Origin of the sequence: Anaerobacterium chartisolvens (genome assembly GCF_003337415.1) — a bacterium.
GTDB lineage: Bacteria > Bacillota > Clostridia > Acetivibrionales > DSM-27016 > Anaerobacterium > Anaerobacterium chartisolvens.
Genome location: NZ_QPJT01000042.1, coordinates 1 through 21,475 on the forward strand (window position 1 = coordinate 1; position 21,475 = coordinate 21,475).

A 21,475-nucleotide genomic window follows, 5' to 3' on the forward strand; every position below is an offset into this window, starting at 1 on the left:
ACCCGTGCTTTGGCAGTCCTGCATCAGCAGGCTTACAAGTTCCATTTCCTTTTCTGTGAGAATGTTTTTTGACTGTCTCATTTTCATAACCTCCGTTTGTTTTATATGGAGATTATTGTCATTTACACGGATTGATATTCAGCCTCGGGGAAATGTCTCACGGGTATGTCATCAGGCGCTTTTCTTAGATGTATTCCTTACGGGTCAAAAAAATTTCTTCCATCAAGTTATATCCTCCATGTAAAATCTTTATCGCTACATATATAATAAAAATTTCTGTAAGCACCAGCATTTGTCAAGCACATCTCATTAAAGCTGCGGCAAACAAAGCCCTGACCGGATTTGTTTGCCGTCAGGGCTTATGCCAGTGGCATATCAGCTATATTCACTTATTCTGCTTCAGAGCCGAGGGCCTTTTCGGTTTCTTTAAAAATTGCTTCCACAAACGCCCCCGAAATGAGCTTTGAAGCATCAATTTCTTGCGAAGCGTCTTCCGAAGACTGTATAAAGCCTTGGGTATCCTCTATTATATCTGCAAGCTTAGCATCCCTTGCGCTCGCATCCCATGCACTGATACCAAAATAATCAAGGTTTTCATTCATCGACACTAATTTTATTCCCGCAAGCGATTGCTTTGCATCGTCCTCCGTCACTTCTCCATAAACCTCAGGGTATTTCCTTGATGCCTCAAGTATATCTAAAAAGCTTTTGTCAGTATTTTTAATTATACCGTCAACCGAGTCAAACCACATTTTGAGAAAGTCCTTTGCCTTATCCGGCTTTTCCTGTGCAAAGTCGTTGCTGATAACAAGCACCGTGGGCATAAAATCCGCGATATCCCTGCTCGACAAAAGCAGCTTCATGTAATCGGTACCTTCATTGTTCACATGGTTTAAAACGGTAAACAGCAGCTGGTCCGACGCAACAACCGCATCGATATCACCGTTGGATATTCCTTCCATCATATCCTCGAAGCTTGCCTTTTCAACAGGCTCAATATCCTTGAATTTTAAGTTTGCCTTGCTTAAAAACTGGCCGAGAGAATATTTGCTTATGCCATCCGACAAATATGCAACCTTCTTTCCCTTTATTTCACTCAGTTCCTCTATTTCCGGCTTTGAAATGATCCCGTCCGAGCCGTACGATAAATCGGTAACCGCCGCTATAACTCCACACCCCGGATACTCCCTCTGCATATCCAAGAAAACTGGCAGAGCGAGCTCCACAGCTTGAAATTTTCCTTCCTTCAAGCCCAGCATTTTTGTTTTTTCATCCCACAGCGTTTCTATCCCCACCTTCAGGGAATATTTTTTATCAAGCTGCTTATCCAATGCATATATTGCCGGTGTGCTGCCTATCCATGAGTCAAGCGCGAATACGACATCATACTCTCCGCTTTCCGCTTTTGTATACCGAGCTGTATCTATTTTGAGTCCCTCATTTTCCTTTACCGTGTCTTGCTGCGCCAAAGCCCCGTTAAAAATTCCCTTAAGCGTTTCCGGGTTGGAGAACAGCACGCCTGCCAGCACAGCCAGAATTAAAATGCCGGCAGCCGCAACGGCTGCCGCAGCATACTTGTTTGTTTTGCCGATATTCATTTTATGTTTCACCCTCCCGGCGGATTATTTGGTGTAGCTGTGTAAAATACTTCCAAGCTGAGGCAGGAGATTCACCATTAAAAAAGTTACAAGCAAAGCACCAAAAGCACAGATATGGAAAGCCTTGGACCATTTTTTATATTCCCTGCTTCTTATGCTGTGGAAGTAAAGAAGGTAAAGCAGCCACGTTATTAAAGACCATGTCTCTTTTGTATCCCATGACCAATAATTTCCCCAAGCTTCCTCAGCCCATACCGCTCCAAGGAACAGACCTGTCGTCATAAAAGGAAAACCCAGACGCAAAACGTGATAGATTGCTTTTGAGAAATCCTCCCGCGCCGCGGAATCCGCTTTGATGGCGGAGGCTATTGCCAGAATAAACGCCACTGTGGCCAGAGCGTATGAAATCATATAGCTGAGCACATGAGGCACAAACCATATTGATTGAAGCGCAGGAGGCCGCTCCCATATAACCTGGCGCTCCATAAACAATACTCCTATGAGCGGAAACATGGACGCAATGCAGAAATAGGGCAGCAGCCAGTTCAATTTTTCTCTCAACGCAAGAATAATATATAATGGAAGAAAGCACAGCGAAAGAAATGTAAGGACATGATACATGTTGGCAAACGGTGGATACCCTACTAATATCCAGTTTTCAATAAAAAGCATTATTCCAAGCACCCAGCCGGCGGCTAATAATATGTTGCCCAAAAGCTTTTTTTTCATAAATATCACTATAGAGGATAATAGATAAAGTGAAGCAGATGAAATTATCAGAAGTAAAACCAGCAAATTAATATCAGACATCGCTTTCCCCTCCCTGCAAATAATTCCTCTTCCTGAAGCAAAGTATTACCGTCCCGAAGAGTACGGCCCACATCCCGTATATTACAAGAGCTGTTCCCGGGTCACGCTTTGCAGTAAGCACCACATATGAATTGTTCTCACTGTCATATGAACCCAGATAGAACCTCCAGCCGCTATAGTCCACAGGATGGTTAACCTCAAGCTTTTCTATTATTTCTCTATTGTTTGAATCTATAATCTGTAATTTTGCCAGATAATGCTTGTCCTTTGGAGCCGCTTTTACTAATATCAATCCGTTTTCCAGAGGGTATTTGCTGCACCAGCCGTCCCGAGCCGTACTGTCCCTTAGCTCCTGTGCGTCAATCCTGCCATATTTTTTAAGATCATAGCTTCCGTCAAAGCTGCTTGCGAACGCTCCTAAATTTTCATAATCTTTTAAATCATCGCTTTTTGCATTGCCCTCCAACGGCTTATAAAGGTAATAATCAGGATTGTAGCGTGTAACCTGAAAATCAATCACCGACACATGGAAGCCCATATCCACCACCCGGCCGTCCTCAAGCTGTAATTGGTTGTATGGTGTGTCCATCGGAAAAACCGCAGTAGCCTTCACGCCTGCAAAATACCCTATTCCGGCTCCTATAAGTATAACAACAATTCCCATATGGCAAATTTGAAATCCGACTTTCTTCAGAGAAAGGCCCTGCTTAAAGCTGCAAACCATCATAATGACGGTAAACACTCCCAGCAAAATCAGGCAAAGCGGACTCCAGAATATTTTTTCATAGGCCTTCGAGCTCACCAGTATGGAACCTGTTATTAAGAACAGCACTATTATTGTCATAATCCGGATTGACCATTTCATTTGCTTACCCCCTGCAATTAAATTTTCTTCTTTATTGCAATACCGTCAAATTCGAAGAGTAAATCGCTCCTGCAAACATCGCCCATTACAACGGTATCAAAAAGCCCGCATAGTCCCAGCTCTGTAAGGACATTATTAAAAATGTCATCGTATTCCCTTTCCTTCAGAAAGCAGGTAGAAACACAAACATCGCCGAAATCCATCCCCTTCTGCTTAAGCAATGCTTCTACGTTCAGAAAAGTCTTCTTTATCTGATTATACGGATCATTCAAAAACACCGTGCTCCCGGTTTCATCAATGCTGGCAGTGCCGGAAATCTGAATCTCACAGTGAGTTCCATAATCAATGCTTTTAGCTCTTGCAAAGGTAGGTCCGAATAAATAGTCTTTTCCTTCCGCTTCATTCTGCAGCCTGTTATACATTCTGGTTATTTCGGGATAATCGCCATTTTTATTTATGCAAAAAACGTCAATGGCTGCCGTTGACTTATTTGAGGCTTTTCCTCCAATACATGTGCTCGCTGGCAAAGCATCGGAGGTATCTGAGTAGCCAATGTTGTTTTTTTCAAAGAATTCCCTTCTGGCAAGGTTGAGATTACAATAATTTTCGTAAATTTCGTCCATGTATATCCATGTCCTTACAATATCGCCGGGTGTAAAACCCCTTTGAACTATGCAATTCTGAATACGGCAAAAAAGACTCGTGTATTCTTGAGCAGTGCTTTTAGGCTCATTATCTTGGCATGTCAGTCCATACAAGTGCAAGTAGTTCGTTCCTAAAATATTATAAGATGTCCCAATTTTATTATCCTTGTCATGAATATAATCGAAATCTACAAACCCCTGATCCGAGGATATGCCATAGACGGTAACACTGCAAACAGGCGCTTGGCACACAGGCTCCCCCTCTAAATACGAAAGCGGCCCTAGCTCAAGCTTTAGAGCCTCCGCAAGATATTTTCTTATGTCCTTTACATTTTTTTTAAATTCCAGCTTGCCGAAAACCTTTTCAAACACTATCCTGATACTCTTTTCTTTCAAGTATTCGTATAGCTCCCTGCAGCCCTTTTCAATCTCTTCCATTGTTGTGAAGCTGCTTAAAGCAAGCGTCAGATAGTGCCTAGTATGATCCCCGAAATCATACTCCTTAATCCTGAGCGATGTTGTTTTATCCATATTATTCTACCTCACTTAAACTTTTTACTGCGTCGTATTTCTCTAATATTATTAATATGCAAATCGTCGCAAAAGGAGTAAATTTACATATTTACTCCTTTTGCACCTGTTCAATTCTTACAACCCGTCAATCATACCGGCAGTGAATCAATTGCCCCCAATATGTAGCTCTTTAGGATTGCATAGTCTATGGAATTTACCAACCCGTCAGTATTTACATCAGCCGCCTGCATATTTACATTTTCAGGCGCGGAACCGAGCAGTATTGCTTTTAGCAAAGTAACGTCTATGGAATTAACGCTTCCGTCATTGTTTAGATCACCGTAAATAAAAGGCTGGGATGAAGAGTCGGTCTTTACCGATACCGCATTGCTTTCGGCAGACAGAATTCCTGCAGCATCCTTGGCCCTTACGGTAAAGGTATACTCGGTATCGGCTGTCAGTCCCGTTACCGTGTACGCAGTGCCGGAAGCCGTTCCGGCAAGCGTTGAACCTCTGTAAATATTATACCCCGTCACTCCTCCATCACCTGTCGATGCGGTCCACGAAAGCGAAACAGTAGTATCCGTTTTCCCGGTAACCTCCAGATTGCCCGGAGCAGTCGGCACCTGTAATTCGGGAGTACCCTGCGCCTGCAGCATGTAAGCCTCCAGCTGGTCAAGCTGTTTATTGGTTAATTGTGATGTGCGTCCGTGCCTGTCACCTGCATTCTTTGTTGTAAGCACATCCCTCATTGTAGCCGCCGAACCGTCGTGCAGGTATGGCGCCGTTCTCCATAATTCTGTCAGAGGCGGCGTATAATAATTGCCGTCAATATCCCATTTGTCTTTGGTTCCCACGTCATGAACCTTCAAGTCGGTGAGATATTTGCCGGTATGGCATACCGCGCATTGTGTCGCGGAGCTTTCAAATATTGCTTTTCCTGCAATTGCGTCGGCAGTCATTGACCCGTCGGCATTTCTATAAGGAGACACCTCTTCGCTCAGAGATTGTATGTAAGCCGAAACATCATCCAGCTCCTGCTGTGTAGGAACCATAAATTTGATATGCTTAAAGCCCGCGGCTACTCCCACCATAGAATCTTCCCTGACTCCGCGCCACATTGCCGGCGGTGTCTCAAACGCGTATAAGTGTGACTTGGTATTCTTGGTGTTTCCTATTCCGTCATTGGGCATATCCCAGTCAAGCCCATCAGCACGTGCGCTGGGATGGCATGTGGCGCAGCTCAGCCACTTTTGCAGGGTGGTTGAGGCATCGTGGTATATGCGCTCTCCGCGGCGTACGGAATCCTCCTGCGGCTGTGTTCCAAGAGGTATTGTCTGCGTTACCTTGTTTGCAGCCGTATCAATCATGTATACATCACCTGCGAAGTATGCTCCTACCGCAGCCTTTTTGCCGTCTGGGGCAATAGCTAAGCCTCTTGGCCCCTGACCCGGCAATTTGACCTTTGTCAATAAGCCCGCGCTCCAAAGCGCTCCAAGGTCATTAACCAGCAGCGTTCTCTTGGAAGGGTCCGCCTTTATGGTAAACCAAATATCTGAGTATGGCTTGGAATATGCTGATTTTGATCTATTCAGAAGATCCGGCCCGCTTCCTCCTCCGATAGGTACAACGCGCCACTGCTGATCATTGCTTGAGGAAACGGTCTTTTGGATAATACCTGCGTCGTTTGCAGTAGAGCCTCCATTATCCAGTGCCTTTCCGCTGGTTCTGTTAACAAACCTGTAGTATCCTCCGCCTAAATCTACCATGCTCCATTGCTGGTTGCTGCTTCCTGACTGATCATATTGATTTATGGGAGCACCTTCAACCTGACTGCCATAATTATCCAGATTTTTCTTGCTCACATAGCTTTGTATATAATAATATCTATTGCTGGAATCGGCAATAATACTCCATTTCTGATTATTGCCTCCATTGTCGGTCCACTGGATCATCTGTGTTCCGTTTGCGGTGCTTCCGCCCGGAACATCCAGTGCTTTGCCGCTGGTTCTGTTAATCAGCTTAACCTGAGCACCTGCTCCAGGTATATTGCCCAGCAATAATTCATGAAGGTTGTACAAATCAAGCTTGTATACCTGATGAGTTCCCGAAATGCTTACCCACAGCGTTTTACTGTCTGGAGAAACCGCAAGGCCCCACGGGTCTGCCGCTCCTTCCATAAGTGTGTCCAAAAGAACGGTGGTATACAGGCTGTTATTGGCAACATCAATAATGGAAACTCCGTCGGTATTGGTCCAGCCCTTGGTTATCTGCGTAGTCGGCATGGATGTTCTGCCTATCGTATGGGCAGCATACACCCATTTCCCATCGGGAGAGCACTTAACCGCCCTGACATTTGTAGACCCGGACGGAAGCAGTATATTTGACGAAACCTTTTGCGTGTCCATATCAATAAGTGTTACGGTAGACGCATTGACTGCTACATCCGATGCATCCCCTGTCGGGGTTGCATGCCCTACCGCAGCATACCGGCCGTCCGGCGTAATATCTATAAAATAAGGATAATTCTTTACACTTACCTTGCCTAAAACGGTTTTTGCTGTTAAATCAACAATCGAAACATAATTCAGCCCGAAATCCGTTGCCACTAATTTATTGCCCACAACAGCCAAGCCCAATGTCTTAGGGCCTGTGGCAATCCTGCTTAAAACCTTTCCTGCCGCAGGATCAATTTCGGCCACGCCTGCCGCCCCATACTCGGCAACATAAACACGGGTATTCCCGCTCCATGCTATTCCCTTGGGCTCACCATTTAGCTGAACTGTATTTGCTATAACACCTGTAGACGCAGTTATTATGTTAAGCTTTGCCTTCGTAGCATCGGATACTGCTATCATAGTACCGTCAGGCGAATAAGCCACATCATACGGTGAAAAGTACTCTATTGCCGCTGCTGTACTCTTTAAAACAGGCATTAAGTAAAACAGTTGGACAGCCGCCACCACAACCGCAAGAGCAATGGCGGTGAATTTCATGTATGTCCTTTTACTCATGTTTTTATTTCCTCCTATCACTCTGTATCATATGCCGATAATATTAATCAAGTATCGGCTCCACCTGTTCACCGTTCAATTGCTTTGAGGTATTGTTATATTCTCCATAGAACGGAGCTACCCCTGAATCCAGCCAAATAGCAAAGCGGTGGAGTTCTGCCGCCGTTAAATTGCCATGTCCGCCCGCAAGCCTGGGGTACAGTCTGGATTGCTTTGCGCCGAACCTGCCGGGTTCTGTTCTGGGATATACATGATCCCAATTTGCATTGGGAGCATACAGAGAGTCGAACAGGAACACATATGGCCTTAAGTTTTCATAGGATTGGAACCAGCCGTTGGAGCTTACCGATCCTTTTCTGAGATCAGGAGTACGGTTTCCGCCGTGGCATGAGATACATTTGCTGTCCAGAACGGGCTGTATAAGCCTTGGGAAGCTCATGGGCCTTGAACCCGGGGCGGGATCGGGTGTTATTTTGGATGGAGCGCGGTGGAATGCCAACGGCTCCGCTCTGCCTACCGGAGGAGCTTCATGTCTTGGTTCATGGCAGCCCTGACAGTACAGATATCCCTGCCCTCCGACTATAAATGCATCGGATCTCATTGACTGTACGGCAGTTCCATCGGCAGCAACAGCCTGAAAGAATACGCACTTGTTTGCCGGCAAATAGAAATAAGCGCTTCCGTCTGATTCAACAGGCACCGTACCTAAAACTCCCCTCGTGTTTCTTCCCGCCCAGAGGCTTTCGGTAGACTCATAGCTGACCTTGGGGTTGGTCGCAAGAGGTGTGGTTTTCGGGTATACCTGCCAGATACGGAGCTGTGTTATAACTGTACCCTGTGGCATGGGAAGCAGTGAATCGTAGACATTTGCCAGACCCACAACTCCATCGGGAGGGCTTCCCGCAGGCGCCGAGGATATTGTTACTTCAATAGGCTTGGTGCGCGCACGGACGGGAATAGGGTCCTGGCACGATATGCTGGAGTCATTGTATAATAATGTCTTATTTCCCGAATCATCGATTGCATAAATGCCTGTCCTTTTATTGTTTATACTGGTTTTATTCGGGTCATGCGCTACCAGAAAATATTTCTCGCTCAAAGCATAAGGTGTGGCATAATCCAATGAACCGTTGCCTGACTCTGGGTATCCTCCATTGTCCGGCGTTATGTTTTTTATACATGACAAATTGTCGTCATCCTCAATATCAGGATCAACGATTATTATGGAGCCGAAGTTCTGCCCATGATGAGGAGCCGCTACGGCAACATATTTGTTTGAATCCGGTATCGCCCTCAGAGACATTGTCATTAAGGGTTTGTTCCTGAACCAGTCTGCGCCTGAGTTTGGGTAATTTAAGGCTATAGGCCTCGCATCAAGGCCGTCGGGTGTGGTTATCCACCCGCTGTGGGGATGCGTTGCTCCGCGATCAACATAATCCCAGCGCGTATAGATAACCATTCCGTTATTGTCAACACTGGGGTTCCACTCATTAGTTTCGTGGTAGCTTATTATCCTTTGGTTGCTGCCGTCGGGGTTCATAGTAGTAAGCGTATAATCGGGTACAATACGCTGGTGGCAGCGTCCATAGCCTCCCCTTTTTTCAGATATGTACACGATATTTCCATTGGGAAGCCAGCACGGGTCAAAATCGTTTGTTTTTCCGTCTGTCAGCTGCGTAAGGCCCGTCCCGTCAATATTAACCTTAAAAATATGATAGGTTGTGCGCTCGTTCCACACACCCCACGAATTTCTCTGTGAATCCGTATAAGCAAAAAGGATCTGCTTTCCGTCATAGCTGAGATCCGGCGACAGAAAAGACCCCGTGCTTTCATTAAGCTTCTGCCCTCTGTAACGCCCGTTTGTACAGACCGAGTTGGCTAAAACATTGGTAACCGACTTAGTGCCTGAAAAGGCGTTGTTGAGTATGAATATACCTCCGCCGGGAACACCGTTGAAGCCGAAATACTGATCAATCATATGCTGTTCACTGTAGCCCGTTAAAGTATTGGTGCCCTTATTGTCCGGGTATGGCTGATGTTTTACGAACAGTATCCGATTGAAGTCAAACACCGGATCGTTTAAGTTGACATTTGCGGCTGCCACTGTGGAAACATTTGAAACTGCAATCATACTGAAAATCAATACTATAATAACGAGCTGAGCCAGAATTTTTTTAAACCTTAACATCTTATACCTCCTCTTTGTGTTTTTTTCCTGCTTTTTTGGGATACTCCCTCCTATTGCCTCAAACCCTCCTTTCCCTGAAAGCTCGGTCCACTTAGGGAATGGCAAGAAACAGCCTCTCGTTCTTTCTTTGTGCAAAGCTGTGCTTATGTCTATTTCTTGCCTTTTGTTACATAATTTTAGTATAATTGCAAATTAAGTGGCTGAATTTAATTTTTAGCTTCAAAAAAAGCAACAGACTACTAAATCCTCAAACTATTGCCGTGGTTTGAAAACTTAACAGTCCGTAAGCATTTTATAATATGCTGATTCAATATTAAATTCTGTTGTACACACACTTTTTAACATACACTTATTCTCTGATATATTTATTTAATTTTAGATAAAAAAATCATAAAATAACCGGCGAAAGGCAATTTCCGTATGTTAGGCCATTGACTCTGTTTAAATTGTATTGCGATAATATAGGGACAAGTGTATGATTTAAAGTAGTAAAATATCTACATTTTAGCTGAATTTTGAACAATATTGAGCTGCACTTTCCGCATCTGTACTCTATGAGACTTTCAATAACATATTTTACAATCTTCGCCTGTAATTTCAGATTAGCATATTTATCAAATTTTGTCAATAAACTTTGTATTTCTTTTCTACAGCATTTCCCCTTGACGAATACAGTCGAAATTTAAAATATCCCCCGGTCTTATCGGAAATGGCAGTGTTGCTCTCATTTTACGGCTCACAGTATCTTGTCCCTGTACTCCTGAGGTGTTATTCCTGTAAGCGATCGAAAGATTTTTGAAAAATGCTTTGGATTACAGTAGCCTACTTTTTCGGCTATCTCCATGACTTTATAATCTCTATTCTTCAGCATCTCCTTTGCTTTGCCGATTCTTAATCCCTTTAAATATTCTACAAAGCTTATGCCTGTACTTTCCTTAAACAGGGATGAAAAGTAGGAATAATTAAGGGAAACATAGTTTGCTACCACTGTAAGGGTTATGTCCCTGTTATAATTCTTATCAATAAAGTCAATAGCCCGATCAATCACAGTTCGGCTTTTGTAAATATCCTGAAGGATTAACAGGAATTCATTGATCTCAAAAATGCACCCGGCAATTATTTTTACAAAATCGTTTACACTGTGAAATTTATATATTTCCTTTATGTCGCCGTATTGGCTGTCAATAAAGTCTCTCCTTTGAGGAATACGCTCCAGAGCATAAATAATTACATCCTTATATATACTTGCCGCGATACCTTCGCAATAGCTTATATGATAAGAATTCAGAAGTCCGCAATCAAAAATGTCCTTTAAAATACTGTCAATTTCCTTCGTTCGATTGGTTCCCATCAATTCCCGAAGGGATTTTATCTTATTAAGGGGCAATATGTAATCCTTAGGAAGATTTTTGATATCGGAAAAATGTACTATATCACATTCCCCTCTTAAAAAAGTGTATTTTAACGCCTCCCTTGCCTGGCGGTATGCTGTTGCGATTTCCTTTACATGATGCATTGTCTCGCTAATCCCGGCGCCGCACCCCTCCGCCGCCAGATGGCTCTTAATGCGGCTTTGGTCTATGGATTGGGATACTATAAGCACCGTCCGGCCTTCATCATCCTCCAGTGCAATCATGCTTTGCCGGCATTCGCCGGATATTTCCTGCGCGGCGGACTTTATTTTACAGCTTGCATTCCCCGCCCCGTATGCCTCTCCTCTCATGCACGTATTTTCAACAGCAACGTAAAAGGGCTCCCTTAACACAGTTAAATCCACATTAATAAGAATATCCGCAAGCTCCGCCTCCGAAAGCCGTCCGCTTGACAAGGCATACTTCAACTGACGCTCCCTCATGCGCTCAAGCGTCTCTCTTGTGCTTTTATGCTCGTCACGGATTTTCTCCTCCTCCAGAAGCATTCTTTCTGCTTTTTCCATAGCCAAAATCAGCTCTTCCCTCTTTATGGGCTTCAAAAGATATTCCTTAACCTGATATGTAATTGCTTCCTTTGCATAGGCAAAATCATCATATCCGCTGAGTATTATAAACAGCGGCTTGTTTTCCAGCTCCTGAGACCTTTTTATAAGCTCTATTCCATCCATTCCGGGCATTCTGAGATCAGTGATCACAAGGTCATACCTTTCTTTTGACAGCCGCTCCAAGGCTTCTGCTCCATTTACGCACTCTTCTATATCTGCAAATGAATCACAGGCTCTTTCAATCATTGACTTAATCCCTTTTCTTATAAGCCTTTCATCATCTACGATCAGCATTTTTCTAACCATTTGATCACACCCTTAATAATATTCAATACGGCAGCCTTATCCTAACCTTTGTACCCTCAAATTTTTCACTTTCCAATTCCAGCCCGTATTCTGTACCGAAAAACAGCTTAATCCTGTCATTTACATTTTTAAGGCCGATCCCATGATTATCCTCAGACGCACAGCCCGATGAATCGTTATTCCATGAGCTTGTCAATTCCTCAGCCCTCGCCTTGTCAATCCCTATTCCATTGTCCTCAATATTTATGTACATAAAGGGAGATGCAGCGGTTATCCCAATAACAATAATGCCGTCGTTGCCCTTAGGACTGATGCCGTGATTTACGGCATTTTCCACGATCGGCTGCAGCGTCATTTTGAGTATCTCCCGCTTTAATAACTCCTGCGGAACGTCGATTACCAATGAAATGTGATTATCATAGCGTATATTCATAAGAGCAATATAATCTCTTATATAGCCCAGCTCCTCCTGTATGCTTACATAATGCTTTTTCCAGTTCATGCTGTATCTCATCATGCTTCCAAGAGAATCAACAGCATCCGATATTTCATATTTGCTGTCAATCTCAGCCATCATTTTAATGTTTTCAAGAACATTATAAATAAAATGTGAATTAATCTGGGTCTGCAAGGCTTTTATTTCAGCGTTCTTTGCAGCCACCTGCTTTTTTACGATGATAGAAATCAATTCATTTACTTTTAAAAGCATTTTCCGAAAGTGATATGCCAGCTCGCCTATTTCGTCTTTTCCGCTGAATGGGATTTCTACGTTTAGTTCTCCGCTCTGAACCCTTCTCATTGTAATAATAATCATTTTAAGCTTTTTCAATATAACCGACGTAATCAGATACGTCACAATAGAAAAAACAATCATCGCTATTAAGGTAAATAACATAATAAGTCTTCTTGCATTATTCAGCCCTTCCTTAATCTGGGCCGTGCTTGTAATGTGATATAAATAAGCATCCAAGGTATCCATGTAGGTATATACAACTAAAAATTCGGAATAATCGGCCGTATACCTGAAATAGCCTTCTTTTGAAGAGCTGTTCTCCGTCAGGATATCACTTATGCCCTCCAATGGAATTGAGCCTCCGCTCAAAAAGCTGCCTTCACTATCAAAATATATTTCATTTCTCTTGTCAATTACACACATCCATGAATGTTCCTCTCTGGTGTACAGGCTGGGAAAAAAGTTATTGGACAGCATATTCACTTCCGCAATTCCAACCGTGCCCTTTCCGGGATAGCGCACCTCGCGGTAGAGAGAAACAACCTCCTGCAGCTCTGTTTTTTCATCTGTTATGGGCTCCTCCCTGTGGATAAGCCTCCAATGCCCTTTCGTTCTCAGGCCGCTTCCCCATTCCTCCCATTTCAAGTTGGAAATTCGGCTGGCGTTATATATCGTAGGCCAAATTTCCAGAAAGATGGGATCATATACAAAAACCCGCAGGCTGTATAGTCCGATATTATTATTCTGTATCGCCTGGACTGAAGAAAGGGGGCCTCTTTTAAAAGTCAATAATTCCTCTGTTCCGCTGTCTCCTTTTGTGCTGATAAACTCTATAAAGCTATTGCTGCTCATAAGGTTATACATTGCCCTTTGGCATTCGTCAATACTGCGCTGGATTCTCTCCACCGCAATTTTCAACGATTGCCGGCTGTTTCTCAACGCCTCCTGCTCTGTGCTTAATTCAAGGCTCCAAATGGAGTTGAACCCCAAAAAAAATACAGGTACGGCAACAATTGAAATATAGGACAATATTAACTTTTGACCAAGATTAAGTCCTTTCAGCCATGACAGAATTTTACCGGAAGCCATTGTGCTTTAATACCCCGCCAATTCTTAATACTAATACCAGTATATATAAACACTAAACCTCATACAAGTGTTGGTTTTAATTCCTTACGCTCCCAAGGACGCAAAAGATGAGAGCCTGTACAGGCTCTCATCTTTTGTATGCCTTCATTTTGCAGCTATTTTATCCCCAGGGCTTCTTTGTGTTCATCTATCTTTTGTTGTGAATATGAAATTACCTTATCATATTTGATATCATTTTTCATTTTCTGATACTCATTCACCAGCTTGTCAAATTCCTCTTCCGAATTTGCAAGAATCAGCTTTGGCAGCAAAAGGGCCCTCTTATCCTTCACCTGCTTAAGTATAATCCCTTCATCACTGTCTGCGGGAGGTTCAATGTCATCGTAAGCCGCATAGCTTATTGCCTTGCCGAATCCCCATTCCGCATTCTGCTTAATGGGCTCTTCAAATGGAGGCTTCCATTTCAAAATGGCCAGCTCATCTGTCAGCATCCAGTAGGTCTTTTCGGCTCCGTACTTTCTGTCATATTCGCCTCTGTCACTGTTCATAAGCTTGATTACATCAGGCAGCATTTGATCCTTTCCGTCAATGGTATCCCATGTAACTCCCTTTTTGCCCAGATATACATCCTTCTGCCCCTCCTCACTAATCAGGTAGGTCAGAAAGCGTATCGCTCTCTTGGAATCCTTGCAGTTGGTGGAAATATGGGTAAGAGTCCATCCCGCCATACCACCTGCGAATGCCGGCCTGTTCGGCTCCAAGCTCTCATTGGACGGTCCGTCTATTGCAATATATACCATATCAGGATTTTTCCTGTAAAGCTCTAATTGCTGGGATGCCATATCGGTTCTTTGATAAATCATGCTGAAATATCTGCCCTGAGCCATCTTTTCCTCCATTTGAGACCTTTTATCAACAAAGATATCCTTGGAGATCAGCTTCATTTCATTTGCTTTTCTCAAAACCTTCATCCACCTTAGATATTCAGGATGAGTTTCGGCATCGTAATACTTTCCATCTTTCTCTCTCGGTATTGCAAGAAAATTAACCAGATCACTTTCAATGGACTTATTCCCGCTATCGGTGAACTCTTGCAGCCCCAGAGGTATTAATGGCTGGCCGTTAACAGTGGGGAACTTCTCCTTTGCAGCCTTTAGAGCATTCAAGAAGCCCTCGGGAGTTCTCATGTCAGGCTTCCCAATCTGTTCATATATATCCTTCCTCACAAGGAAAGTCTGGTTTGACTCAATTTGCATTCCCTCTTCAATTCTCTCAGGAGCCATTGAGAAGTTGGGATACCCATAAACATTGCCATCGGGTTTTTTATACCAATCTAATGTGCTTTTTGCAGCGGCCTTATAAAAATCAGCATCATACTGGTCGGCCAGCTTGTTCAGCGGATGCACAAGATCCCCCTCCTGCATCATCTTCACGCCATTTTCCCACCATCCAAGCGTTACAAAATCAGGAAGACTAGCTGACGCAATAAGAGTATTAAGCTTTTCGTTCTCATTTCCCGACGGGACAATAAAATTGATTTTAACCCCGGTTTTTTCCGTTATGTATTTTGTGACTTCGTTCTCTCCCCATTTTGCTCCAAACCAGGAGTAATGGATATACCAGTCAAAGGTGATATCCGACGTATCCTTTTTCCACCCCGGACCTTCGTCGTCCTTTGGCGTGCCTTCATCGGCACCTTGTTCGGCAGCTTTGTCCGGCTCGACGGATACCGTCCCGCGGTCTGAAGAACAACCCGACGCGGATAACACCAGTATCATCAAAGCCACCAGCACACTGAGAATTTTGAGGGATTTTTTATTTCCCATTTTTAAATTACCTCCTTTTAACTACTTTCTTTTTTTTCTATCCTTTTACAGACCCCAGCAGGATCCCTTTAACAAAATACTTTTGCAGAAATGGATATACGCATACTATAGGAAAGGTTGTCGCTACCATGGTTGCAAGCTTTATCGACTGTGAAGTAACGGCTCCCTGGTTTATGCTTCCCGCCGCCCTGCCCATCATCTGTCCCGATGTATTTTCGGCGATAATTTTATACAGGAAGGTTTGAATAGGCTGCAAATCCATGCTTTTTATAAAGATAACTCCTGCAAAGTAATCGTTCCAATGATAAACCCCCACATATATGGCAATTGTGGCCAGCACAGGCGTTGACAGAGGGATAATGATTTTTATGAATATCACCACATCATTGGCTCCGTCAATCTTGGCCGATTCCTCAAGTGCAGAAGGCAGCTCCTTGAAGAAAGCTATAAAAATAATTGCATTAAAAAAATAAAACATTGAAGGAATAATGAAAACCAGAAAATTGTCATAAAGACCTATTTTCTTAATAAGGATAAAAAACGGAATCAGACCTCCACTGAAAAATAGTGTTATGGAACCAATCATCATATAGATTTTTCTGCCCGCCAGCTCCTTTTTAGAAAGAGCATACGACACCATGGCAGTAAAATAAACCGCCAGAGCCGTTCCGATGACAGTTCTTAAAATGGTAACGGCAAATGCCTTGAGGATGCTGGTATCGGCAAATACCGCCTTATAGTTATCTATACTGAACATTCTGGGCCACCAGTAAATCCCCCCCATCATTGCATCGGCACCGTCATTGAATGAGTTGACAATGCAGTACCATATGGGATATAATGTCAAAAAGCAAATTATGAGCATTATAAAAATGTTTATGAGCTCAAAAGCATTTTCGGATATTGATTGTCGGGTGTTTAAAAACCTCATTTTGGTTACCTCCTGTTGACCGGCTCAAATTTAAAACAACGACGCATCGGTCAGCTTTTTTGTCACTCTATTTGCAGTCAGAAGAAGCATCAGGGAAATCACGGATTTGAAAAGATTTATAGCGGTGGCATAGGAAAACCTCGCCGAATTCATCCCCATACGATATACATAAATGTCAATTACGTCACTGGCCGGTGCGTTTAATGGGTTTTTAAGAACAAAAATCTGATCAAAATTTGTACCCATGATACTGCTTACCGCCAGTACAAACAGCACTGCCACCGTTCCCTTAATACATGGAAGCGTAATCATAAATATTCTGTTAAACCTGCTGGCGCCGTCAACAGTGGCTGCCTCATAGAGCTCAGGATCGATGCCCGCTATGGCGGCCATGTAAATAATGGCAGACCATCCCAGTTCCTTCCAGATATCCGATATAACGGCAATACCCCAGAAGTATTGAGGCTCCGCAAGGAAAACAACGGGTTCATTCAGCACCTTCAGCTCCATAAGGATATGGTTTATGATTCCTCCTTCCGAAGTCCACGTTATCATGATTCCTCCCAGAACCACCCACGAAATGAAATGAGGAAGATAGGATACGGTTTGGACATATTTCTTAAATCTCATGGAAGTAATCTCATTAAGGAGCACTGCAAAAATAATGGGCAGAGGAAATCCGATAGCAAGCTTCAACAGGCTGATCCCCAAGGTATTAGTAAGAATCTGGATAAATTTATCATCCCCAAAAAAATCGTTAAAATGCTGTAACCCAACCCATGGAGCAGAAGCAATCGGCTTTGTTATATTATATTTTTTAAATGCAATTATTATTCCGTACATAGGAAGGTATGCAAACACCATCATCCATATAATGCCAATCAATGCCATCCCCTGCAAATATTTCTGCCGGGAAAGCTTTTTAATACCGGCTAATATTCTGCTTTTTGAGCCGGCTCTCACACTTAAATCTCGCAAGCTTAAGTCCCCCGTTCATTTGAGCAATTGTTTAACTTCATTATATAACGGAGCAGCCTTATAATACAGGTAGCAGTTTTTAGATAAGGTGTCATTTTTTTGGATGATTTATATTCCCGTCCCCTTGTCACATGTTACACAAAAAAATCCCAAACTTCTCTTGACCAGTCAGTCTAGTCGTGCTATACTAATATTAGACCAGTCGGTCAAAAGGAGGATTTTAAATGATTACAGTCAATAACGTATATCACGACTATGGAGGAAAGGGACATTATGCGGTGACCGATATTTCCTTTTCTGTAAAAAGCGGAAAAATTTTTGGCTTTCTTGGTCCTTCCGGCGCGGGAAAATCCACTGTACAGAACATTATGACAGGGCTTATCCCATTGCAGAGGGGCGAAGTGCTGTATGACGGCAATTCTGTCAAGGCTTTGAAAACCAAATTTTTCAATCAAATTGGTGTGTCATTTGAACAGCCTAATGTTTATGCAAGGCTAACGGGATATGAGAACCTCAAATATTTTGCCGCTCTCTTTTCCGTTCCAACACATGACCCAATGAAGCTGCTGGACAGAGTGGGCCTGAGAGAAGCGGCTCATAAAAAAGCTTCGGAGTATTCCAAAGGAATGCGGCAACGGCTTACGCTTGCAAGGGCACTGATTAACAAACCGAAATATTTGTTTCTTGACGAACCCACAAGCGGGCTTGACCCGTCCACTGCGGCAAGTGTCCGGGAACTGATCGGAGAGCAGCGGGACGGCGGCGCGGCTGTGTTTTTAACCACGCACAACATGGAGCTTGCCGATTCGCTGTGCGATACCGTAGCCTTTTTGTATAACGGGAAGGTTGCCGCGATGGATTCACCCGAGGTACTGAAACGGCAGTATGGAAAACGGCTTGTAACCGTCGTATATGACGAGAACGGAAGCGAACACTCCAAGTCATTTGACATGAATGACAGTGCGGCGCTTGCCCAATTTCTCCTGAGCGTCAATCCCATCAAGATTCATTCTCAGGAGGCTACGCTAGAGGAAATATTCCTGAGTGTTACCGGGAAGGAGCTGAAATCATGAACGGAATTATCGCACTGGGTATTCAGGATTTTAAGCGTCTTTTGACAAACGCTCTTTTTTGGGTGATTACCGTAACCCTGATACTCATCATCGTGCTGGTCAATTTCGCACTTCCTGAAAACATCTCACAAGAGAACTACCGCATATTTACGTATAATGCAGACTATTTGGCCGGCCAGGCTGCCGCTGTAAGCAGTGAGGAGGAATTGCGCCAGGCAGTCAAGGAAAGCGGAAGCATAGGCCTGCTTGGAAACGATGACGGCGGTATTACGGTTTTGAACCCCGGCCTGTCGGAAAAGACTGTACGTGCCATTATGACCATGCTTTACAGCACCTCCCGCATTGATACGGAAATAGAAAATATAAATGAAAGCAGCACGGCAATTCCTTTTAACAAGCGTATGACGCCGGTATTCATTTGCTTTGAGGCACTGATTATCGGGTTTATTCTTGGAGGAGCCTTGATGCTTGCGGAAAAGGAGGAAGGAACGATTCGGGCAATGCGGATAGCTCCGATGGGGGTTGACAGGTATCTAATTTCAAAGACGGTGCTTTTTTCCATCATTGCCGTACTATATGCCCTTTTAATGGCGGTCTTTTGCATTGGCTTTGATTTTTCGATCCTCCGTTTTGTTTTGCTCAGCTTTTTCGGTGCCGCGGTGTTTTCCCTGATTGGACTTGCGTATACCACCTTTTTCAGGGATATGAGCAGCTGGTTCTTTTCCATGTCGCTCCTGCTGTCTGTCAACATGCTCCCGATCGTGGCTTATTCGGAGCCGTCCTTTTCACCGTTATGGCTTAAGGCCATACCCTCCTATTCCCTAATCTTTGCTTATGAAAACATCCTGTTTGGAATGGGACGAAGTCTGCTGCCCACGGTTTTTATCGTGGCCTGCTGGTGCCTTGGCTCATATTTGATTAGCCGCTTTGCGGTAGGGAGATACCTTTTGCTGAAAGGGAGGGGATAAGGAATGAAGAGCATTATTATGACCATTGCACGGGAATTAAAGCTGATTTTCCGGGACGGGCTTACTATTTATTTAACCATTTCCCCGGCAGTGCTTGCGCTCATCTTTATTATGGTATTTGGAAGCGTTCAGGAATCAAGCATCTCTCTGGCAGTGGATAAAAGTTTACCCCGTGATTCGGTTGCTAAGCTGGAAGCGGTAGCCGATATAGAATATTTTGATGACCTTGAAAGCCTGAAAGAAAGAGTACGCGGAGCGGACAGCATTGCCGGTGTTACACTTCAGGACGGCGATATCAGGCTGATAGTCGAAGGAAATGAGGCTAAAGGGTTTGCCGAAGCGAGGCAACAGCTTGTGAGTGCCGCCCTTGCCGCCGGGTCTGTCCAATATACAACTGAAACAGTGGAAGCTCAAGCCTCCTTGGCTTATAACATTTCAATGGCCTGCATCTATCTGCTTGCCCTGTTTATCGGCGGTGCCTCATTGGGACTTAACGGAGTAAACGAACGGGAAAGCGGAGCGATTCATGCAGTTTCAATCAGTCCTATGACACTTTGGGGGTATGTTGTGTCAAAAATAATCCCGTCCCTCCTGTTCGGTATGATCGGGGTATCCGCCTGCGCGTTGATTATGGGCCGGGTGAGTGCTGTGCCGCAGTTCCTTCTGTTAGCTCTGTGCAGTATTTTTGTGAGCGGTATTATTATATTTTTGATTATCACTTTTGCAGGCAATCAGATTGCCGCGGTTGGTGTCCTGAAAATTGTGATGCCTTTGTTTCTGGTTGTCGGAATATCATCTGTTTTTATCCCGGAAAGATGGCTTTTTCTCTATTACGTATTTCCAATGTACTGGCAATATGCTGCTGTTGACAGGGTGATAGCCAACGGAAATCCGGCGTTCCCGCTTGTGATGATTCTTACAACAGGCTTTGCATGGTTCATTGCTGTAATGATAATATTTACGAAAAAAGTTAAAATGAAAGCTTGGAGGTAATGTTATGGAATGGTATTGGTGGATTGTTATAATTGCTGCTCTTACAGGCATTATATTTTTAAAGGTTAAGGTTGGAGGGGCGTGGATGAAAAAGCAAAAAGAGAAGAAGGAAATGCTCGAAAAAATACGGGAGGATGAAGATTGATGGCGGAAACAGGCGGGAAAATGAAATGGCGGCAGGAGAATGCTGAAAATCCCCTTAACGGCAACCCGATGCTTTTTGAAGCTGCATTGGATGCCTTTTCCACAAACTCCTTCAGGGAAGCTTCTCTAAATGATATCATCAAGGCTGCGGGAATGAACAAAGGGAGCTTTTACTACCGTTTTTATGACAAGCTGGATTTATATCTGTCCTTATTGCAACGGCTTAGTGTGGAAAAGCTCGCGCTGTTTCAGCAATACGACGACACGAATACGGAAGACGATTTCTTCGTATCCATAAAGAAGAAGGCCATGCTGGGAATACGCTTCGCGCGAAAGGAGCCAAGATACAACGCCCTTTCGCGGCGTTTTCTAACAGAGGAAACGGGCTTTCGGCAAACCGTGCTTGATGCTTTTGGCGGGGTCACCGAAAATGTTTTGCTCCGTATGACGGAGGACGCGCAGCAAAAAGGACAAATCCGCGGGGACGTTTCCGCGCAAATGATGGCGAAGGTCTTTGCAATCCTGATTGAACGAATTGATAAAGTCATTCTGCCCGATATGGAGGATGAGGAAATTTTGGGCAAAATAGACCAGCTAATAGCTGTGCTGCGAGATGGGACAGGAGTAAAACGTGACAAGGGGACGGCAGACCAATGTCATAAAGCTTAACTTACAGAATATTACATGGAACGTTTTTTGTTAACTGGATATTTGTTTTTCCTCGAAGGTTCCCTTCGGGGAAAACTTCTATCTGGCCGTATTGGAACAAGATTTTTTGTAATGTTTTTCATCGCTTTATCAAATAGCATTGTTCGGATTTCCGC

The 21,475-nt window shown here is 43.8% G+C and carries 16 protein-coding genes; 5 read left to right on the plus strand and 11 right to left on the minus strand.

Annotated features, from left to right (window positions below):
- Positions 1-389 precede the first annotated feature (389 nt).
- From DFR58_RS20565 to DFR58_RS20615, 11 genes are all read right to left on the minus strand, one after another.
- On the minus strand, positions 390-1,598 hold the full coding sequence (locus DFR58_RS20565; RefSeq protein WP_114300170.1) for an ABC transporter substrate-binding protein: 1,209 nt from the start codon (positions 1,596-1,598) through the stop codon (positions 390-392).
- Positions 1,599-1,622: 24 nt separating this feature from the next.
- A complete protein-coding gene (gene ccsA / locus DFR58_RS20570; protein ID WP_114300172.1) occupies positions 1,623-2,408 on the minus strand; it encodes a cytochrome c biogenesis protein CcsA in 786 nt (261 codons plus the stop codon).
- Complete coding sequence (locus DFR58_RS20575; protein WP_114300174.1) at positions 2,401-3,273, minus strand: cytochrome c biogenesis ResB family protein; 873 nt, start codon at positions 3,271-3,273, stop codon at positions 2,401-2,403. Before DFR58_RS20575 ends, ccsA begins: the two co-directional genes overlap by 8 nt.
- A gap of 17 nt (positions 3,274-3,290) precedes the next feature.
- Positions 3,291-4,448 (minus strand): RidA family protein, encoded by a 1,158-nt coding sequence (locus tag DFR58_RS20580; RefSeq protein ID WP_114300176.1) that lies wholly within the window; start codon positions 4,446-4,448, stop codon positions 3,291-3,293.
- 131 nt (positions 4,449-4,579) lie between these two features.
- On the minus strand, positions 4,580-7,444 hold the full coding sequence (locus tag DFR58_RS20585) for an RICIN domain-containing protein (RefSeq protein ID WP_114300178.1): 2,865 nt from the start codon (positions 7,442-7,444) through the stop codon (positions 4,580-4,582).
- 43 nt (positions 7,445-7,487) lie between these two features.
- On the minus strand, positions 7,488-9,632 hold the full coding sequence (locus DFR58_RS20590) for an HzsA-related protein (RefSeq protein WP_114300197.1): 2,145 nt from the start codon (positions 9,630-9,632) through the stop codon (positions 7,488-7,490).
- A 736-nt stretch (positions 9,633-10,368) separates the two neighbouring features.
- A complete protein-coding gene (locus DFR58_RS20595) occupies positions 10,369-11,916 on the minus strand; it encodes a response regulator (protein ID WP_114300180.1) in 1,548 nt (515 codons plus the stop codon).
- Positions 11,917-11,938: 22 nt separating this feature from the next.
- Positions 11,939-13,738, minus strand: a complete 1,800-nt coding sequence (locus DFR58_RS20600; protein WP_114300182.1) for a sensor histidine kinase — start codon at positions 13,736-13,738, stop codon at positions 11,939-11,941.
- A 155-nt stretch (positions 13,739-13,893) separates the two neighbouring features.
- The gene (locus DFR58_RS20605; RefSeq protein WP_114300184.1) at positions 13,894-15,564 is read right to left on the minus strand and encodes an extracellular solute-binding protein; all 1,671 of its coding nucleotides are present in this window, start codon (positions 15,562-15,564) and stop codon (positions 13,894-13,896) included.
- A gap of 37 nt (positions 15,565-15,601) precedes the next feature.
- Positions 15,602-16,495, minus strand: a complete 894-nt coding sequence (locus DFR58_RS20610) for a carbohydrate ABC transporter permease (protein WP_114300186.1) — start codon at positions 16,493-16,495, stop codon at positions 15,602-15,604.
- Between the two features lie 30 nt (positions 16,496-16,525).
- Positions 16,526-17,473, minus strand: a complete 948-nt coding sequence (locus DFR58_RS20615) for an ABC transporter permease (RefSeq protein ID WP_242987760.1) — start codon at positions 17,471-17,473, stop codon at positions 16,526-16,528.
- A gap of 224 nt (positions 17,474-17,697) precedes the next feature.
- On the opposite strand from DFR58_RS20615, the gene DFR58_RS20620 reads away from it, so the two are divergent.
- From DFR58_RS20620 to DFR58_RS20635, 5 genes are read left to right on the plus strand one after another with little or no spacing between them, the layout of a single operon-like run.
- Positions 17,698-18,546: an ABC transporter ATP-binding protein gene (locus DFR58_RS20620; protein WP_114300188.1), complete on the plus strand. Its 849-nt coding sequence runs from the start codon at positions 17,698-17,700 to the stop codon at positions 18,544-18,546.
- Positions 18,543-19,514, plus strand: a complete 972-nt coding sequence (locus DFR58_RS20625) for an ABC transporter permease (protein WP_114300190.1) — start codon at positions 18,543-18,545, stop codon at positions 19,512-19,514. Before DFR58_RS20620 ends, DFR58_RS20625 begins: the two co-directional genes overlap by 4 nt.
- 3 nt (positions 19,515-19,517) lie before the next feature.
- Positions 19,518-20,507 (plus strand): ABC transporter permease, encoded by a 990-nt coding sequence (locus DFR58_RS20630; protein WP_114300192.1) that lies wholly within the window; start codon positions 19,518-19,520, stop codon positions 20,505-20,507.
- Positions 20,508-20,511: 4 nt separating this feature from the next.
- Complete coding sequence (locus tag DFR58_RS22015; RefSeq protein WP_170138260.1) at positions 20,512-20,652, plus strand: hypothetical protein; 141 nt, start codon at positions 20,512-20,514, stop codon at positions 20,650-20,652.
- Complete coding sequence (locus DFR58_RS20635; RefSeq protein WP_114300194.1) at positions 20,652-21,320, plus strand: TetR/AcrR family transcriptional regulator; 669 nt, start codon at positions 20,652-20,654, stop codon at positions 21,318-21,320. The genes DFR58_RS22015 and DFR58_RS20635 overlap by 1 nt, the downstream gene beginning before the upstream one ends.
- The last annotated feature ends 155 nt before the right edge of the window (positions 21,321-21,475 follow it).

Excerpts from the sequence above, each read along its gene's own strand:
- DFR58_RS20590 (WP_114300197.1), bottom strand. The coding sequence starts at position 9,632 with ATGTTAAGGTTTAAAAAAATTCTGGCTCAGCTCGTTATTATAGTATTG.
- DFR58_RS20605 (WP_114300184.1), bottom strand. The coding sequence starts at position 15,564 with ATGGGAAATAAAAAATCCCTCAAAATTCTCAGTGTGCTGGTGGCTTTG.
- DFR58_RS20630 (WP_114300192.1), top strand. The coding sequence starts at position 19,518 with ATGAAGAGCATTATTATGACCATTGCACGGGAATTAAAGCTGATTTTC.
- DFR58_RS20635 (WP_114300194.1), top strand. The coding sequence starts at position 20,652 with ATGGCGGAAACAGGCGGGAAAATGAAATGGCGGCAGGAGAATGCTGAA.
- DFR58_RS20620 (WP_114300188.1), top strand. The coding sequence starts at position 17,698 with ATGATTACAGTCAATAACGTATATCACGACTATGGAGGAAAGGGACAT.
- ccsA (WP_114300172.1), bottom strand. The coding sequence starts at position 2,408 with ATGTCTGATATTAATTTGCTGGTTTTACTTCTGATAATTTCATCTGCT.
- DFR58_RS20580 (WP_114300176.1), bottom strand. The coding sequence starts at position 4,448 with ATGGATAAAACAACATCGCTCAGGATTAAGGAGTATGATTTCGGGGAT.
- DFR58_RS20565 (WP_114300170.1), bottom strand. The coding sequence starts at position 1,598 with ATGAATATCGGCAAAACAAACAAGTATGCTGCGGCAGCCGTTGCGGCT.
- DFR58_RS20595 (WP_114300180.1), bottom strand. The coding sequence starts at position 11,916 with ATGGTTAGAAAAATGCTGATCGTAGATGATGAAAGGCTTATAAGAAAA.
- DFR58_RS20625 (WP_114300190.1), top strand. The coding sequence starts at position 18,543 with ATGAACGGAATTATCGCACTGGGTATTCAGGATTTTAAGCGTCTTTTG.
- DFR58_RS20610 (WP_114300186.1), bottom strand. The coding sequence starts at position 16,495 with ATGAGGTTTTTAAACACCCGACAATCAATATCCGAAAATGCTTTTGAG.
- DFR58_RS20575 (WP_114300174.1), bottom strand. The coding sequence starts at position 3,273 with ATGAAATGGTCAATCCGGATTATGACAATAATAGTGCTGTTCTTAATA.
- DFR58_RS22015 (WP_170138260.1), top strand. The coding sequence starts at position 20,512 with ATGGAATGGTATTGGTGGATTGTTATAATTGCTGCTCTTACAGGCATT.
- DFR58_RS20585 (WP_114300178.1), bottom strand. The coding sequence starts at position 7,444 with ATGAGTAAAAGGACATACATGAAATTCACCGCCATTGCTCTTGCGGTT.
- DFR58_RS20600 (WP_114300182.1), bottom strand. The coding sequence starts at position 13,738 with ATGGCTTCCGGTAAAATTCTGTCATGGCTGAAAGGACTTAATCTTGGT.